The organism is Arthrobacter sp. 10N410, assembly GCF_056394945.1.
In genome coordinates this window covers 21,651-39,574 of the sequence record NZ_JBFTIP010000004.1, presented here as the reverse complement: position 1 = coordinate 39,574, position 17,924 = coordinate 21,651, and the positions used below count along the sequence as shown (strand labels likewise).

12 protein-coding genes and 1 pseudogene are annotated in these 17,924 nt (G+C 62.8%); 6 read left to right on the top strand and 7 right to left on the bottom strand.

What is annotated here, in order from left to right; all coding sequences use genetic code 11:
• The first annotated feature begins 76 nt into the window (after positions 1-76).
• The 5 genes from AC1DB8_RS11210 to AC1DB8_RS11190 all read left to right on the top strand — a co-directional run bounded on the left by AC1DB8_RS11210 (position 77) and on the right by AC1DB8_RS11190 (position 6,831).
• Entirely contained in the window at positions 77-559 is a 483-nt protein-coding gene (locus tag AC1DB8_RS11210) for a hypothetical protein (RefSeq protein ID WP_476893051.1), read from the top strand.
• Positions 560-712: 153 nt separating this feature from the next.
• Entirely contained in the window at positions 713-3,868 is a 3,156-nt protein-coding gene (locus AC1DB8_RS11205) for a DEAD/DEAH box helicase (protein ID WP_476893050.1), read from the top strand.
• An 89-nt stretch (positions 3,869-3,957) separates the two neighbouring features.
• Positions 3,958-4,803, top strand: coding sequence for a DNA adenine methylase (locus AC1DB8_RS11200; RefSeq protein ID WP_476893049.1), 846 nt, complete (start codon positions 3,958-3,960; stop codon positions 4,801-4,803).
• On the top strand, positions 4,800-5,852 hold the full coding sequence (locus AC1DB8_RS11195; protein ID WP_476893048.1) for a DNA adenine methylase: 1,053 nt from the start codon (positions 4,800-4,802) through the stop codon (positions 5,850-5,852). The genes AC1DB8_RS11200 and AC1DB8_RS11195 overlap by 4 nt, the downstream gene beginning before the upstream one ends.
• Positions 5,853-5,862: 10 nt before the next feature.
• Positions 5,863-6,831: a protein NO VEIN domain-containing protein gene (locus tag AC1DB8_RS11190; protein ID WP_476893047.1), complete on the top strand. Its 969-nt coding sequence runs from the start codon at positions 5,863-5,865 to the stop codon at positions 6,829-6,831.
• 323 nt (positions 6,832-7,154) lie between these two features.
• Here the strand turns inward: AC1DB8_RS11190 and AC1DB8_RS11185 are convergent.
• From AC1DB8_RS11185 to AC1DB8_RS11165, 5 genes and pseudogenes are all read right to left on the bottom strand, one after another.
• A pseudogene (locus AC1DB8_RS11185) lies at positions 7,155-8,289 on the bottom strand (IS3 family transposase); the annotation flags it as partial.
• A gap of 811 nt (positions 8,290-9,100) precedes the next feature.
• Entirely contained in the window at positions 9,101-10,138 is a 1,038-nt protein-coding gene (locus AC1DB8_RS11180; RefSeq protein ID WP_476893046.1) for an endonuclease NucS domain-containing protein, read from the bottom strand.
• 512 nt (positions 10,139-10,650) lie between these two features.
• Positions 10,651-10,821 (bottom strand): hypothetical protein, encoded by a 171-nt coding sequence (locus tag AC1DB8_RS11175; RefSeq protein ID WP_476893045.1) that lies wholly within the window; start codon positions 10,819-10,821, stop codon positions 10,651-10,653.
• 628 nt (positions 10,822-11,449) lie between these two features.
• Positions 11,450-12,706, bottom strand: a complete 1,257-nt coding sequence (locus AC1DB8_RS11170; RefSeq protein WP_476893190.1) for an SLC13 family permease — start codon at positions 12,704-12,706, stop codon at positions 11,450-11,452.
• A 231-nt stretch (positions 12,707-12,937) separates the two neighbouring features.
• The gene (locus AC1DB8_RS11165; protein WP_476893044.1) at positions 12,938-14,056 is read right to left on the bottom strand and encodes a PrpF domain-containing protein; all 1,119 of its coding nucleotides are present in this window, start codon (positions 14,054-14,056) and stop codon (positions 12,938-12,940) included.
• A 251-nt stretch (positions 14,057-14,307) separates the two neighbouring features.
• Between AC1DB8_RS11165 and AC1DB8_RS11160 the strand changes: the two genes are divergently transcribed.
• Positions 14,308-15,246: a LysR family transcriptional regulator gene (locus AC1DB8_RS11160; protein WP_441419476.1), complete on the top strand. Its 939-nt coding sequence runs from the start codon at positions 14,308-14,310 to the stop codon at positions 15,244-15,246.
• On the opposite strand, the gene AC1DB8_RS11155 is transcribed toward AC1DB8_RS11160, so the two are convergent.
• Both AC1DB8_RS11155 and AC1DB8_RS11150 read right to left on the bottom strand, forming a co-directional pair.
• On the bottom strand, positions 15,237-16,475 hold the full coding sequence (locus tag AC1DB8_RS11155; protein WP_441419475.1) for an NAD(P)-binding domain-containing protein: 1,239 nt from the start codon (positions 16,473-16,475) through the stop codon (positions 15,237-15,239). The genes AC1DB8_RS11160 and AC1DB8_RS11155 overlap by 10 nt on opposite strands.
• 70 nt (positions 16,476-16,545) lie before the next feature.
• The gene (locus tag AC1DB8_RS11150; RefSeq protein ID WP_441419474.1) at positions 16,546-17,922 is read right to left on the bottom strand and encodes an FAD-binding oxidoreductase; all 1,377 of its coding nucleotides are present in this window, start codon (positions 17,920-17,922) and stop codon (positions 16,546-16,548) included.
• Positions 17,923-17,924: the final 2 nt, after the last annotated feature.

Here is a 17,924-nt window from a genome sequence, read left to right as displayed (position 1 = left end):
AAGTAGTCCGTCGCCTGTCTTCGGGACGGCACCTCATTCGCCGAAGAAGAAGAGGCGAGCAGTTTGGATCGTGCTGATGGCTGTCGTTATTGCTCTGTTCGCAGGATGCGCCATCATAGGGTCGAGCCTCGGTTCGTCGTCCACCGGATCACAGCTTGGGTCCAAGGATCGCGCTCCGGTTTCGCAGGCGCAAATTGATGCAGCCACCGAGCTTAGCGAGCGCGACCTGGCACTTCTGGTCAAAGACCCCGAAGGTTATTCAGGAAAGACCATGGTTATCTATGCACGGATCAGTCAGTTCGACGCTGCAACGGGAAAATGCATTTTCCGGGCCAGCATCTCCCATAAAAAGATGGAAAATTCGTGGGACTACGGTGAGAACTCGGTTTTTCGAGGAGGGGATGGAAACTCAAACTGTCCTTCCCTTGACGGCTTCGTGACCGATGACGAGGTCCGAATCACAGCTACGTCGCTAGGCGCCATTAGCTATGAAACCCAGATACGTGGGAACACCACGGTCCCGGCATTCAAAGTCGAGGCGATTGCTTCGGCGAAGTAATCAGCCCTTCGAAAAATGTACTAGTGGATGGGCGGGTCTAGGCTCGCCCATCCATTGGACCTGTACCCGAACGAATCTGGTCGCTGACTTCGAATCAGGAGCAATTCGGCGTTGTCTTTCGTCATCGTTCCTTTGACCAATTACCCTGGCGCAGTGACTAACTTCATTGGGGGCGTGGCGGCGGAGCAGCTGCCCGAGGGCTTGTACGAACTACTCAACACGGATGCGCTGGGCAGTTTGCTGAACAACGCGTCTGGTCTGCAGCCAGTCTTCGCAGAAATCGAAGACGAAGACAGCCCCGACATCCTATCCCGCCACGTAGCGGACGCCGTCCGGCGGGCCCTCGCCGCTGCCAGGCCCACCGAGCGCGTCGCCCTCGCGAACAAGCTGCTCCAGGAACTGAACACCGGCGACCGCATTGCCCCCGGTCCTACCCAGCTCCAGTCCCTCCACCGCCCGGACACCCTGAAACGCCGCAGCCTGCGCCGCCCCACGACAAGACTCAGCGACTCAGCCCTGCTTACCAACAGCAAGGACGATCCCAACCTCGCCGCGGAGCTCAGAACCGAGATCGAGTGCGCCAACACCGTAGACCTGCTCTGCGCCTTCGTTCGCTGGACAGGCTTGCGTCTACTGCACCCGGCGCTTGAGGAGCTCAAGGAACGCGGAGCCAAACTCAGGGTCATCACCACCACCTACATGGGCGCCACCGAACGCCGTGCCATCGACGAGCTGGTAACCCGGTACGGGGCCGAGGTTAAGATCAGCTACGAAACACAGGCGACGCGCCTACACGCCAAGGCCTGGCTGTTCCGCCGGGACTCAGGCTTCGACACCGCCTACGTCGGCAGCTCCAACCTCAGCCAAGCGGCCCTCCTCGACGGGCTCGAATGGAACGTCCGACTCAGCTCGGTCGGCACGCCCGCGCTCCTGAACAAGTTCGAGGTCACCTTCGACAGCTACTGGGCCCAGCGCGCCTTTCAAAGCTACGATCCGGAACGCGACGGCGAAAAGCTGGACGCGGCCCTGGAACGCAACGGCGGCCGGCGGACAGCAATCCCCGGGGCAGCCACTGGACTCGAGGTCCAGCCGTTCCTCCATCAGGAGGAGATGCTTGAGGACCTGGACGCCGAGCGGCTCAAGGGTTTCGACCACAATCTCGTGGTCGCAGCGACCGGTACCGGGAAGACCGTCATCGCAGCCCTGGACTACAAACGCCTGTGTGAGGCGGCCGGCCGTGATCTGAAGCTGCTCTTTGTCGCCCACCGCCAGGAAATCCTGAAGCAGGCTATGCGCACCTACCGTGACGTCATGCAAGACGGTGCCTTCGGCGAACTCTACGTCGGGGAGCACAAACCCCGGCAGTGGAAGCACATCTTTGCCTCCGTCCAGTCGCTCGCGTCCCTCGGCATCGAGCAGCTGGAACCCGACTTCTTCGACGCCGTCGTCATCGACGAATTCCACCACGCCATGGCGCCCACCTACCGCCGGCTGCTGGACCACCTGCAGCCGCAGCAGCTCCTCGGACTGACCGCGACGCCGGAACGCGGCGACGGCGTCGACGTCGCCAAGCAGTTCTTCGACGGCCGCACCGCCAGCGAACTGCGACTCTGGGACGCCCTCGACGCCGACCTGTTGGTGCCGTTCCACTACTTCGGCGTCTCCGACGACGTCGACCTCAGCCAGCTGGAATGGAAGCGCGGCAACTACGACACCGCGCAGCTGAACAACCTCTACACCGGCAACGACGCCCGCGCCGCCAAGGTGATCCGCGAACTCCGCGACAAGGTCACCAGCACCGAGCAGATGCGGGCCATCGGCTTCTGCGTCTCGGTCCAGCACGCCCACTTCATGGCGGAGGTCTTCAACCGCGCCGGCATTGCCTCCGTTGCCGTCGACGGGAGCACCGACGACGCCGACCGGGCGGCGGCGCTGAAGCGTCTCGCCGTACGCGAGATCAACTGCATCTTCGCCGTAGACCTCTTCAACGAGGGCCTGGACCTGCCGCAGGTAGACACCATCCTGATGCTCCGGCCCACGCAGAGCTCCACGATCTTCCTCCAGCAACTGGGGCGAGGGCTGCGCCGCGCCGAGGGCAAGGCGGTGCTGACCGTCATGGACTTCATCGGCCAGCAGCACCGTGAGTTTCGCTTCGACCTGCGCTACAGGGCGCTCACCGGTTACGGGCGCAAGGAACTGGAAAAGGCCGTCGAGGACGAGTTCCCGTACCTGCCGTCGGGCTCGCAGATTGTGCTGGATCGGGTGGCGCAGAAAGTCGTGCTGGACAACATCAGGGCCCAGCTGCGGTTCAACCGCGCTCAGCTGGTCCGGGACGTCGCCTCCTACGCCGAGACCGAACTGGAGGCCTACCTGCAGCGGTCGGGGAACGACGTGAAGTCGATCTATCGGTCCACCAAGGATTCCTGGACCGGTTACCTGCGCCAGGCAGGGCTGATCGAAGGGTTCTCGCCGCTGGAGACAGTACTCAGCGGGAGGATCCAGGAGCTCTCCGACGCCGACGAGAAAAAGCTCCTCGGCAGGATGGCAGCGCTGACCCATGTGGATGATCCGGAACGCGCCGCAGCGTACTCGATGCTCGTCGGCCCCGACGCGCCTCGCTATGCGGAGCTCGGAATGCGGGAGCAGACGTTCGCCCGCATGCTCTTCTACACGCTCTGGGACGACGGCGGCGGCTTCCAGTCGTACGACGCCGGCATGGACTATCTGCGCGACTACCACTATGTCTGCAGCGAGATCCGCCAGGTCGTGGCCCTCGGAGTAGCCGCGTCGAAGCATGCCGCCAAGGGCCTGGGCGCCGGGCTGCAGCACGTTCCCCTGCTTTCTCATGCGACCTACCGGCGAGAAGAGATCCTGGCCGCGCTGCAGTACGGGTCGCTGGAGCTCGGCAAGAATGTGCAGCACCGCGAGGGCGTCGCCTGGTGCCCTGCGACCTCCACAGACGCCTTCTTTGTCACGCTCAACAAGGACGACAAGAAGCACTCGGCCACCACGATGTACAAGGACTACGCCATCAGCCCGGAGCTGTTCCACTGGGAATCGCAGAACGCAACGTCACCCGGAAGCCCGACAGGCAGTCGGTACCTGGACCGGGCTGCGCACGGTTCGAAGGTTCTCATCTTCACTCGGGATACTTCAGAGGACGAGACCGGGATGACCGTTCCGTACACGTGTCTCGGACAGGTGGACTATGTGCAGCATGCAGGGGAGAGGCCGATCGCGATCACGTGGAAGCTGCACCGGCCGATGCCGGCGGACGTGTTTGCGACGGCTGCTGCGGTGGCTCAGTAGGCCTCCAAATGAAGCCACTTTCGGTGACCTGAGACACGGAGCGGAGCGCCGAATGCCATCTGTCGTAGGCCTCTCGTACACTTGAGCTCATGTCTCCAACAGATCTTCTTCCGTCAGCTCCGCTGACGTCGTGTAAACCCATCATGAAGTGGGCCGGAGGCAAGTCCCAACTGCTGGCACCAATATTGTCCAAATTTCCGGAGCGCTTCGGGAGATACATTGAGCCTTTCGCCGGGGGCGCAGCCGTGTTTTTCGGACTCGCCAGACCGAACTCAATTATTTCCGACTCCAACGAAGAGCTCTGCAACTTGTACAAGTCTGTTGGTTCTGATGTGGAAGCCGTAATCAACGCGCTCCGCCCCTACGGTAATAGCGAAGAGGAGTTCTACGCGAGTCGGGCCGTCTCGTGGCAGCTGCTCGCGCCGCATGAGGCAGCCGCCAGGACTTTGTACCTCAATAGAACCTGCTTCAACGGACTTTATCGAGTCAACCGTAAGGGCGACTTCAATGTTCCGTTTGGACGTTACAAGAATCCGCGCATCGTGGATGAAGAGCGCCTCAGGTCTGCTTCAGCGATTCTTGCTAGATCGACGATACTAACTGGCGACTACGCAACCGTGGTGGATAGTATTTCATCCACAGGTGATGTTTACTTTTTTGACCCCCCCTATGTTCCGGTCTCAAAGTTCTCTGATTTCAAGCGGTATACGAAGGAGCAGTTCGGACTTGATGACCAGGTAGCCCTGGCCGGGGTGGTAAGGCGGTTGGCTGATAACGGGAACCTGGTGATATCTACAAACTCTAACCATGACCTGGTCCATGATCTATATGCTGGATTCGACATAGAAGTTATTGAGACTCGGCGCAACATAAATAGCATCGGATCCAAGCGGAGCGGACAGGACGTTCTCATTGTGGCCGGTGAAGTCGAATGACGGCATCACTGTTCGAGCTCGACGCGGAGCAGATTTCGAAGTTTCCATCGACCCGATACATGGGCTCGAAGGGGAAGTTGCTACCGCATATTTGGGCCGCCTCTCAGTCCGTCGAACACTCATCGGTTCTGGATTTGTTCTCCGGGAGCGGTGTCGTTTCTTACATGTTCAAGGCCCAGGGGCTTCAGGTGGTCTCTAATGACTATATGCAGTTTAGCTCGACCATGGCAAGGGCGACAGTTGAGAATAGTCTGACCACGCTGGACGGGAACGATATCGATAGGTTGATCTCAGCAACGGACGTTGGTGACGCTTTCGTCAGTGAAACGTTCAGGGGACTATATTATTCGGATTCGGACAATCTGTTCATCGACCGCATTCGAACCGAAATAGCGAAAATGGTTGACGCTCACAAACGAAGTCTGGCTATGGCTGCTCTTATGCGCGGATGCCTTAAAAAGCGCGCAAGGGGCATATTCACCTACGTTGGCCAAAGATACGACGATGGTAGGCGGGACCTGTCCCTGGGCCTCCGCGAGCAGTTTTTGGAGGCAGTTGAGACCCTGAATGCGGCAGTCTTTTCGAATGGTCGGAACAATCGCTCGGTCTGGGGGGACGCATTGTCCGTCTCGCCGGCGGAGGGGGCACTTGTTTATATCGACCCCCCGTACTATTCTCCGTACTCTGATAATGAGTACGTGCGTCGTTACCACTTCGTGGAAGGTCTAGCCCGGTCCTGGGACGGCTTAGAAATTCAGCAGCATACGAAGACGAAGAAGTTCAAAAACTATCCCACCCCCTTCTCAACCAGAAAAGGAACCTACAAGGCCTTCGATCAGCTTTTCGAAGCTCATCGCAATAGTCCTCTTATTGTCTCTTATTCTTCGAATAGCCTGCCCAGTTTTGATGAGATGATAGCTCTTCTCCGACAATACAAAACGCAGGTTGAAGTTCTACCGATAGATCATCGATATTCGTTCGGGACGCAGATGAGTGCTGGGGTCAGCGGTCGAAACGAAGTTAAAGAGTACCTGTTCATAGCTGATTAGGAGATTGATAATGAGTTCGTTTGAGACGGACGATTTTCCCCAGGCCGACCGCATTTTTGCTGTGGGACGCTTGGTTGATGCTGCCTATCGGGGAGCAAGTGGGGATGTGGAGTTAGAGAAAGCTATTGGTCTCAATTCCGAAGGTCGCCAAGGGCGGTACTACAGGAAATCAGCTGTGGTCCTTGGGCTAATAGAGAAGCACAACGAGGACTACCAACCGACGCAACTTGGCGTGCAGTACGCGACAAGCTCCGAACCCAGCTTTCGGACGTCTATCCTGCGCCAAGCGGTGGAATCGTCGCCCGTCTTTGCAACGATTTTGGAACATATTGATTTGACGAATCCGTCGGTCGCGGAGCTCCGGAGTAAGATGTTTGACATCTATCCGGGTGAGCGCGGGACTGCGGCAAGGCGGTGGTCTACCATCTACCGCTATCTGATTGATCTAGGGCTTGTCGTCCAGCTAGGTGAAAGGTTAGTTTTGGCTAAACGGGTTCTTCCAGGACCTGCTGAGCCTGAGTCGCCTGCCGGCACAGAAGAGCCCAAGGCTCCCGCGGATGAAGAACTGTCAAATCTGTCTCCCCGATATGCTGGCTTTTGTGCCGATCCTGTGCTGCGAAAGGCCATCGAAATCCAGGCAGTTAATCAGGCTATTGACCACTACGTTGGCCTCGGCTATCAAGTAACGGACGTCGGTGCAACGCAGTCTTATGATCTTCACGTCGTTTTAGACAAAGAGGTGCGGCATGTGGAGGTAAAGGGTTCGCAGGGGCACATTTCGCGCATAGTTCTGACCAAAAATGAGGTGGTCCACGCCCAGACTTTCGGTAAAACGGATCTTATTACGGTAGCTGATATACCCTGGTTAAAGGAGGGTGATGAAGTCAAGACCTCTGATGGCTTGCTAGTCGCGCATACGAACTGGCGCCCATCAGAAGAGGGTCTCGAACCTTTGAGCTACTACTACTCGTTGGATTAGCCCTAGCGGCTAGGTGTTTCGGTCCTTTCGCCGGTTACTGCCCCGCGCGGGCTACGTTCTCCCCAGGACTCCCTGTATCCAGTCGGCGGAGGGTGGTGGTTTTCCGGCCGCAGGGCCGGTGGCGTTGGTCAATGCCCCCAGCCGTGCCGTTTCCCCGCCAGTCCTAATTTTTCTTTTCTTTTTCCTCACGGAACCCTCCGTTTCGCCGGCGAAGCAGTGATTTCGAAGGGCTTAGCCGAGTCACTAGGACGCAGGGGACTGCTGAAGGTTTCGTTGACAGCCGGGGTCGATATTTTCTTACGCGGCTGAGGCCGCGTCTTTTTTGTCTCGAACTCGATGGGGGTTAGGCGTCCGAGGGCACGTTGACGGCGTTTGCGGTAGTAGCTGCGCTCGAACCAGGTCGTGATGGCCAGCCGGAGCTCGGCCCGTGCTTCCCATCGTTTCCGGTTCAGGACGTTCTTTTGAAGCAGGGAGAAGAACGATTCCATCGCAACATTGTCACCGCACGCCCGGACCCGGCCCATCGATCGGTTAGGGCCGTAGCTGGTCAGGGCCAGGACGAACTTTCTGTATTTGAACTGGGGCCCGCGATCGCAAAGGACCGTCGTGCCCGCCGGTTTCCGCGACGCCACGGCATGGTCCATTGCGGCGACAGCCAGGACCGCTTTCAAACGCTTATCCATCGAGTACCCGACGAACCGGTTCGAGTGCAGGTCCTTGATCGCGCGCAGTTACAGCTTTCCCTCCCCGGTGTGGTGCTCGGTGATGTCCGTGAGCCATTAGCGGTTCGGTGCCGTGGCGCTGAAGTCCCGTTCGATGAGTCATCGTGGACCGGCTGCCCGCCCTTGAGCCCGGAGCGGCGCCGGCGGTGGATCACCGAGATGATGCCGTTCTCGGAGCACAGCCGCCAGATCCGGCGTTTGCTGGCCACCGGGCCGGGACCGGCGTTGATCTAATCGGCAATGAACCGGTATCCGGAGGCAGGATCGTCGCGGTGGCGATCGATGGCCGCATTGGTCAGGTGCGCTTCTTCCCAGTCCCGGGCGGGGACGGGGTTGGCGGCCCACTGGTAGTAGGCCTGTCTGGAGAAATCCAGTACCCGACAGGACACTGCCACGGGAACCCGGATCGGGGCGTCCCTGGCAGCCAGCTCGCGGACCAGCGGGTACATCATTTTTCTGGATTGATGTCCCGGGACAGATAGGCCGCGGCGCGGCGCATGACTTCCGCTTCCCGCTCCAAGAGCCGAATGCGCTTGTTGGCCTCCCACAACTTCGCGGCGTCATCGGACACCACCCCCGCACTTCGGGCCGTCTTCCCTGTCGGCATCTTCATCCAGCGGTGCAGGGCAGCCGATGAAACGCCGAAGTCCTTGGCGATCTGGGTAATGGGCGCTTCGCCTTCGCGGGCAACCGCGACCACGTCACGGCGGAACTCTTCGGGAAAGGCTTTGGGCATGATGAACATTCCTCCACCCGCAAGGATCAAATCCTCACAGGCAAAGTGTCAATCAAAACGTCAGTAGTCCCGGACGAGGTTCCAGGGGGCGTTCAGGACCCAGCTGTAGCCGTCGAGCTGTTGCTGGGTGCGGCTCCGTTGCTCGTCCTCACCGAGAGCTCCCTGCCTAGCCTGACCAGCCCTCGAGCGTCCGCTCGTGGGGGGCGCGCCTACCCGTCAGGGTGAGCAAGGGGGTCGCCGCCTTCCTAGCCCCGGCAAGGATGGCGAGGGCCCTGAACTTCCTGAACTGGCTCCTGCAGGCCAGCAGGCTGCAAAGGCCCGGCCGCCCTTGGCACCCGGCATCCTCCCCGGCGACTTTCCACCAGGTCGCCCTGCCCAGCGGTGCAAAGATTGCCGCGCAGCCGAGGGCGAAGACCAGACCTGCACGAGCTTAATGAAAAAGCCGGCGTTTCTCGGTCTGTCCGAATCCGGGGTGAAAAGGGTGCCCATGGCAAGGGGAGGTCGAGCCGGGTCCAGGCGGACATCTGGCGGGCAGGCGATCATCACGGCGGTCAGAGCCGTGGTCGAGAGCAGCCCGAACTGCGCCCAGACTTGCCAATCCGTTTCAACCGCCAGCCTGGCGTTTGCGGGGGTGGGTCTGCTTTTGCCGCTTCCATGACCGACCGTCTAAAACCATGTCAGTTCAATTCAGATGGAGCATGAGCGGCAGGTCAACGGCGTCAAGAGAGGGGCACGTCTCCCCGTTATGTGACCGAGACGGCGCTACTTTTCGAAGCCTTACCCTCGTCTGGGCTGTCCGTATTGGGCCGGGTTATGGCTGGTCTGTAAGTCTGAACTCGGCGGTCAGTTGATCGATTGTGAACTGGTTACGCAGCTTGCAGGCGCTGTTCTGGTTGGCGAACATTCCTTGACGCCACACGGCGTTATCCAGCGGTACGGTTTCGATCCACTGGACAGGGACGATGTATTCCGCGGCATCGGTTTCCGCGTCAGCCTGTGGGTGTCGGTATTGGCCATGCAGCTGCAGCGACCGGAAAGACTTGTCCGATCCATCCACGGTTAAGACCGCGTCATCCGCCGGTTTGGCGGACCCCTGAACAATGCCCACGCCGACGTAGCCGTGCTGGGGAACGTGCACAAAGATGCGGGCACCGTCGGGCAGGCCTTTCAGCGTCCGCGAGTACCAGTCACCCCCTCCTGCAGAAATGAATCCATAGGTGCGGGCGTCGTCCCAGGAGCGTTCGCCGCCGTCGATGCCGAAAGCTGCGTACCAGTCCCGGCCATTCCAAGCGGCCCGTGTCGACTTGGTCCGGGCTGCCCCGGAGGCGCTGACGAGCGCGACCTCATCGATCAGCCAAGTGCGGGCTAGATAGTCGTGACCGTTGTCGCTGAAGTAACGGAACATCATCACATTGATAGGCACAGCGTGGGTGTTGTTCAGGTAGGCGACGATTCGTTCGGTCCCGGGGTCCAGATCGCTGGCCACGATTGTCATTACATGGCCCGAGTTGAGTTCGTCGGGGACGGGTGCCCCGTCGAACCGGAGTGCAAAGGCCTCGTCCAAGCTGCTGCCGGGGTTGCCTGCGGCGAAAATATTCCGAACATCCTCGTTGCCCAGCTCCTGAACCCAAGAGGCGTAGTCCAAGGCCTGGGCCACCACATCCCGCGGAGTACGGTCCCGCTTCAGTTCCAAGATGTGCAAGACGCCTTCCGAATCCAGGCCCAGCAAATCGATGTACTTGCCGTATTTTGTGGGAACCTGTCTGCCGAGCAACAGCAGCTTGGTTTCCAGGATTTCTGGATCGTCCAGAATCAGCTGCTCGAGCTTAGCCTCCAGCGGCATGGCCATGGGGTGTATGCGTTGTGGCCGGTCGTCCACCCGCCATAGGCCTACTTCTACAGGCATCCCCTGGCCCTCCATCCTTCTGGGCAGCACTGCACCACCGCGTCAATCAAATAGTCCACGTCTTGCCCCCAAGCAAAGCTACCGTCCATTGGTTCGTGCAGGTGTGAAGCCCGGACGTTACTCTATGCGTTTGAAGCGGCGATCGCTCGCTTGCGCCCATATGAGTCGGGTACGGTGAAGATCCCGAGCAGGACGCAGACGTCACACGACGGCGTTAAGAGGCAACTCTATCCACTTGCCGGACATATGTTCCGTTGCGCGGCGTTGAACTGCTCACCGAGGTTACGCGGCGGCTTGTCCAGGGCGAGCTGCACGGGGGCTGACCGCACGGCGGGGGCACGTCACCGCCCCGCGACATGCCCCGCCACGAACTCCGCGTCGTCGCCGACTACGGACAGCGTGGCCGACAGATGCTTCGTAAGCCAGGGCAGGCCCACGGCGTAGAGGCCCGGGACTTAGGTGACGCCGCGGCTGTGGCGCGGGTAGTTCCACTCGTCGAGCACCGGCACGTCGAGGAAGCTGAGGTCCAGGCCGTAGACGGTGCACCAGATGATCGAGGTGACACCCTCGGCAGCCAGTTCCAAGCGGGCCCCCGATTCGGTGGGCTGCCAGTCATCCGCCCACACAGGCTCCGCCAACGGGGCGTCGAGGCCTGCCGCGGCATGTAGGCGTCGGCCATCCGCCCCAGCCGCTGGCTGAACCCGGCCTCTACCAGGGCGAGGCGTGCGGGGAGGTCGTCGCTGAAGACGAGGGCGCCGTCGTCTGTTCCCTCAAACCGGCCGTGCAGGCGGACGCCCCGGCGGCCCAGGTCCCGCACGTGGATGCTGCGGCCCCCGCCGCTGCCCGAGATCAGCGGGTCGCACATAAAGCGCGCGGCCGGGGAGGGGAGCTGGTCCGCCTGCAGGCCGCTGAGCCCGTGATCGGGGCCGTGGAGGTTCAGCTGCAGGATCAAGTGGAACACGTCCTGGCCGCGGTACCGCCGCGGAGTCTCCGGGCAGGACGAGATGGACAGGTGGACCTCCCGGCCAGGTTCATCAGTAGCCGGATCGTGCTGGAGGACCTCGGGGAGCCTGGCTTCGACACCCTCATCAGCCACAAGGACACGGCCGTGAAGGTGCTGGTGCATCCTGGAGCCCGCAAAAATATCGCGTCACCACGCGGCGATGTGGCCGCTACGCACTCCGCATCGACGCGAGACACCGAAAGGCAGGCCGGCTGTGAAACCGACCTGCCTTTCGCTCCTAAGGACGCCCCCTACATAACCCCGGTCGGCACCAGAAGCACCCAGGCCAGGGCGGGGGCCACCAGGACAACCCCGCCGGCGTACATCATGAGCTGGCGGTAGACGCGCTGGCGGTCGTTGTCGCGGGCGTTGGCTACCACCAGGGCGCCGTCGGTGGAGAAGGGGGAGACGTCCACGACGGTGGCCGCGATGGCGAGGGCGGCGACGGTGCCGGAGGCGCTGAGTGAGCTGGTGGCCAGCAGCGGACCGGCCATCGGGATGAACGCGGTCAGCAGCGCCGTCGACGAGGCGAAAGCGGAGCCGACGCCGATGACGTAGCAGAGGACCAGGGCGATCAGCAGCGGCGCTCCCAGGGCCAGCGCCATCTCGGCGAGGGTGTCGATGACGCCCACGTGCTGGAGCAGGGAGACGTAGGTGATCATGCCGGCCACGAGCAGCACCGTGGACCAGGACACGCCGCCGATGAACGTCTTGTGTTCCTTGATGTTGACGAACGCCAGCAGCAGGCCGGCGGAAAGGGCCACGAAACCGATCGGCAGGTGGAAGCCCAGCGTGGCCACCAGGATCGCGGCGATCAGCACCAGGGTGAAGATCTGCTGGCCGCCGGGGCGTCCGGTGCGGGGCGTCTCCAGGCCGGCGTACGCGTTGGCGTGCTTGTCGCGCAGCTTGCCCAGCAGGGCGAACAGCACGAGGGTCAGCGCGGAGAGGATGAAGTTCAAGGCGAAGCTGGCTGTGAAGAGCCCGCCCTGCGAGATGGGGAAGCCGTTCTTCAGCGCGATGTCGTGCACCAGCACGCCGGCCACGGACAGCGGGGAGAAGCCGCCGGCGTGGGCGCCGTTGATCACGAAGGCGCCCATCAGGACCGGGTGGATGCGCGACTCGTAGGCCAGGCCCAGGGCCGCCGGTGCCAGCAGCGCCACGGCGGCGGGGGAGAAGGTGCCCAGCGCGGTCAGCGCGGCGGCCAGCAGGAAGAACACCCAGGGCAGCAGCATGGTCTTGCCCCGGACCAGCCGCACGCAGGTCTGGACGATTATGTCGATCGACCCGTTCCGCTGCGCCATGCTGAAGAAGTAGGTCACGCCGATGATCGTCAGGACGATGCTGGCCGGGAAGTCCTCCAGGATCTCCTTGTCGCTCATGCCGAGCATGAAATAGCCGACGCCGAAGGACGCCACCAGCCCCATGACCCCGATGTTCAGCGGCCATTTGGTGGCGACGACGAACATCACCACGAGGATGACGAGCGGGATGATCTGGGTGGCGGTCATGGTCGGCTCCGATTCAGAGGCGGCCGCGGGGTTGAAGAGGACACCTCCGAACAGGAGGGCGATCAGACCCAGGACAGCGATCGCGGCTACCGTCACCAGCAGGATACGGCGACGGCGGTCAGGACGCCCGGAGGGCGCCACCCGGGTGTCGCCGGCGGCGGTCTGTACGGCCGTCTCTTCTGTGGTCTGTTCTGCAGTCTTTTCTGCGATGTTAGTCATGATGCTTTCTCCTCATCGAGTAGCGCTGGCAAAGGAGGCGCCGACGGCGGTGCCGAGGGCCTCGGGAAGGTGGATGGTGGTGGTGGCGATGGTGCGGGCGGTGCGGTCGACGCCGACGAGCAGCTGCCCGTCCCTTTCCTCGCTCCAGGTTTCGATCACCCCTGCCGGGGTGCGCAGCCGCAGGGTGGGGCGAACGGTGCCGCCGGTGATATCGCTCAGCAGCGTGCCCGGGGTGCGGGCCGCGAGGGTCAGGGCGATGCTCCCGGTGATGGCCAGGGCCGGGTGCGGCTTGCCCATCGAGAGCATGACGACGGCGACGTCGCTGTCGGCGTCGGACGGGGCAGGGGCCCCCACGACGGCGACCTTGGGGACGGCGCGGGCGGCTTCGCCGGGAGCCGATGCGAGACCCATCCGCACGGCTGCCTGGCGCCGGATGTGTTCCAGGGTGTCCAGCTGCAGTTCCAGCCCGGCGGGCCAGCTGCCGTAGCGCTCCGGGTCGAGACCCAGGTCCTCGGCGCGCAGCATGACGACCGGCGCTCCGGCGTCGACCATGGAGACAGTCCAGCGGGTTCCTCCGGCGACGATGGTGTCGGTCGGCGAACCAGTGGGAAGCAGCCTGCCGGTGGTCTTGCCGGCCGGGTCCAGGAAGCCGAGCCCCACCCGGTAGCCGGGGAACGGGACACCGGGCATCTGGGCCTGCGGGACGATCGGCAGGGCGCCGGCTGGCGTCGACACCCGCTGGATGATGACCTGGCCGGTGTTGGTGTTCCGGGTGACGATCCGGGTGACGTCGCCGTCGGGAACCACCCAGCCCTTTTCGATCGCGTACAGGCCGACGACGGCGGAGCAGTTGCCGCAGTTGCTGCCCCAGTCCACGGCGGCCTCCTCGATGCCCACCTGGGCGAAGGTGAACTCGACGTCGACGCCGGCGTCGGCGTGGCGGTGCAGGATCATCGCCTTGCTGGTGGTGGAGGTGGCGCCGCCGACGCCGTCGATCTGCCGGTGGTCGGGGCTGCCGAACAGCCGGGGCAGCAGCACGTCCGGGCTGATCCCGGTCTCGTCCAGCTGGCCTGTTTCGAAGACCCAGCATTTGCTGGTGCCTCCGCGCATCCACTCCGCTTCGATCTTCATGGTCTGTTCCTAGCTTCGGTTCTGCATAGATCTGCCCCAATGGTGTTCAAGGGCTTGATTCGAGATTGATCCAGATCACAAATGAAGACAAGGTTGGATTTCTGCACGGGACTGTAGTGATGCTTCATTCATTGTCTTTGAAGCTCAGGCCATCCTGCCTACCGGAGTGCCGCCGTCGGAAATTGTTCGCTTCACCCCCGGAAGAGAGCGTGAATGTATAGAATTAACGGATTCAACAGAAGGGCATAGCGTTGCTTAACGATCCTGATCGGGAATTGTTCGACATTCGGCGCCTTGCCTTGCTGGTGGAGGTGGTGGAGCAGGGGTCGATCACCGCTGCGGCCGAGCTGATGATGTACACGCCCTCCGCCGTTTCGCAGCAGCTGAGGAAGCTTGAGCAGGAAGTCGGCCAGCCGCTGCTGAACCGCCGCTCCCGCGGAGTGGTGCCCACCGAGGCCGGGCAGGTCCTCGCCGGGCACGCGCGCAAGGTCATCGGGCAGATGCGCGCCGCCCAGTCGGACCTGGACCAGATCGCCGGCCTCAAGCGGGGCTCGCTGACGGTTGGCACCTTTCCGACGCTCGCCGGCTCGTTCCTGCCGGTTGTCATCCGGGCCTTCAAGAAGAGGTACCCGGCGATCGGCCTGTCCCTCCGCAGCGCGCGGTTCGATGAGCTGGTGAGCGACCTGCAGTCCGGAGTGACCGGGCTGTGCCTGCTGTGGGACTACCCTTGGAACCGCTTTCACGACGATTCCATCCGGATCACGGAGGTTTTCCAGGAAAGCACGGTCCTGCTGGTGTCCCGCAGCCATCCGCTAGCCGACCGCGACGAGATCCGGATGGAAGAGCTCCGCAAGGAATCCTGGATCGTGCGGGCCGAAGCGCACCCCGTCGTCGAAGTGCTGCAGCGCTCCGCCCATGAAGCCGGCTTCGAACCGACCATCGGCTTCCTGGCCAACGACTACCAGGAAGCGCAGGCGATGGTGAGTGTCGGCATGGGCGTGGCCATGGTGCCGAAGACGGCCGTGGCCCTGCAGCACCCGGACGTCCGGGTGATCAGCCTCGGCGAGGCCGCGCCCCTGCGGCGGGTACTCCTGGCCCAACGCCAGGACAAGGTCTACGCCCCGGCAGAGGTCGCCTTCCATTCCACGTTGCTGGAAATCGCCCGCGAACGCGCCGGGGACTACCTGTAGGGAGGGCGCCCCCGAGACATCTGATCGGCCAGGAATTCGGCGTCGTCGCCCACACCTGAGAGCAGGCCGGACTTGAAGGTGTGCATCCAGTGCAGCCCAAGGAAGTACAGGCCCGGAACGGCGGTGACGCCGCGCTGCTGGGCGGGCCGGCCGCGGGCATCGAACACCGGAATCCTGACCCAGCCGTAGTCGTAGCCGTACCCCGTCGCCCAGATGATAGTGGTGATGCCTTCCGCCGGGAGGCTCAGCGACTCGACCTCCTGTACACCGGGAAGAGGCTCTGGTTCCCCCGAATCCGCCTCGGCGAACCCATCCTCACCGCCTCTGGTGATGAAGTCCCGGGCTGCAGCCACGAAGCCGGCGTACGCCTGATCGGCCTCATCGAGGATCTGATTCGCGTTGGCTTGCACCCCCAGCTCGCCGCCTGACGCTCCGGTGACCCGGCCAATCACGTTCGCGCCGGCTGCCGCAAGCTTGCGAACGTCGACGTCGTAGCCGCCATTCACCCCTGTCACGACCGTCGACGGCGGGTACTGACGCTCGGGAAAGCTGTCGATGGTTTGCGCAAAGCGGCCCAGTGCGTCGAACCACCAGTAGGCGTCCTTGCCCCGGAAGCGCCGCGGGACGCGCCGGTGCCTGCTAACCGAGAGGTAGACGCGGCGTCCGGCACGGAGCAGCTCATCGGCCATCTGGGTGCCGGAGGCGCCGCTGCCGACAACGAGCACGGCACCTTCCGGCAGGGCCTCGGGACGCCGGTAGCGCGTGGGGTCGAGCTGCAGGACCGATCGTGGGACCTCGTGCGCCACGGCGGGGATCCGGGGAAGCTGAAAGGGCCCCGTCGCGATGACGACGTTCCGCGCGCGGATGGAGCCGTCAGCCAGGGACAGCTCGAAGCCCTCGTCCCCGCCAAGCGCCGCGAGACCCTGGACTTCGGCGTGTTCACGCACGGGCGCCGCCAGGTGCCCCGCATAGTCCTCCAGGAGACTGAGAATCCCGCGGTAGTGGGCGAACCCCTCCGGATCGGGCCCCTGATATGCGTAGCCAGGCAGCTGCAGGGTCCAGTTCGGGAACTGAAAGCGGAGGGAATCCCATCGCTCGGTCCGCCAGCGCTCACCGACCCGCCCGCGCTCCAGGACGACGTGGTCGCGGCCTTGCTGCTGCAGCACCCGACTCATCGCGAGCCCGGCCTGACCGCCGCCGATGACAACAATGTCCTGCTGCTCCCGCATGCTCAGCTCCTGGGAACCGGTGACCCACCCGGCGCACCAACCGCATGCACTCGCCGGGTTGTTGGAAGTGTCAGCCCGCCGGTTTGATGTTTTGGTTGATGTGGAAGAGGTTGCCGGGATCGTACTTGGCTTTGACTTGGGCGAGGCGGGCGTAGTTCCCAGCGTAGGTGTCCTCGATGTGTGGCTGGTCGTCGGCGTCGAGGAAGTTCACGTAGCCTGCGCCGGATCCGAGGGGGTGGAGTTCGGCATAGTAGTCGCGCACCCATTTCCTATTGGCGTCATTGTCGGCCGGATCCTCCCAGTGGCAGGCAATGTCCACTGCAAAGTCGGCGTCGCGGTAGGGGAACGCGGTCGCGTCCCGCCCGACCCGCTGGACGGCACCGTTAATGGGATAGAAGTGGTTGGCCGTCTGGACGCTCGGAATGGCCTCGCCGAACTTCTCAGCGACACGGACGACGTCGTCGCTCAGGCGGGGCAGGAACGCGGACTTCCAGTAGGCCTGCAGGCCCTTGGGATACATGGGGTCGAAGAGTGTATTTAGCACCGTGTACGGAATGGGGCCCAGGAAGGAACCGGCGGCGGGCGCGACGTCGAGGAACGGCTGCCATTGACGCTCCCCTTCGTCGTGGGGGCCAGCCCAGCCGCCCACCAGCACCACCACGGGCTTCCCGTGATATTCCTCAGGCAGGAAGGGGACAGGCGGCCCCTGGTGGAAGCCCAGGAAAACTCCCATTTCCTCCGGTGCGGTGGCGATGTAATCCCGGTAGAGCCGTGCCACCGCGTCGGCGTGCTCCAGAAGGTGGATGATCACTCCGCCGTAGAGAACATCCACCGGGTGCAGGTTGAACTCAAAGGAAGTCACGACGCCGAAGTTGCCGGTCCCGCCGCGCAGCGCCCAGAAGAGGTCCTCGTTTTGTGTGTCGCTGGCGACGAGGAACTTCCCGTCGGCGGTCACTACGTCCGCGGATTTCAGGTTGTCGCACGAGAGTCCGTACTTGCGGGCGAGGTAGCCGATGCCTCCGCCGAGGGTTAGACCAGCAACACCCGTTGATCCAATGATGCCTCCGGTGGTGGCAAGGCCGAAGGCGCACGTGGCGTGGTTGAAGTCCGCCCACGTCACTCCGGCTTCGGCCCGTGCTGTCGCATTGGCAGGATCCACGCGCACGCCCCGGCAGCCAGTGAAGTCGATGACGAGGCCGCCGTCGCAGGTCCCGAACCCGGGTGCGCTGTGGCCGCCGCCGCGCAGGGCCAGGTCCAAACCGGTGTCCCGCGCGAAGTTCACGCCTGCCATGACGTCCGCGACTTGCGACACGCGCAGGATGGCTGCGGGGCGTTTGTCGATCATTCCGTTGAAGACGGCACGCGCGGTGTCGTAGTCCGCGTGATCGCTCGTGATGACGTGGCCCCGCACTTTCTCCTGGAGGGCCTGGAAAGAGCTGTTGTCCACCG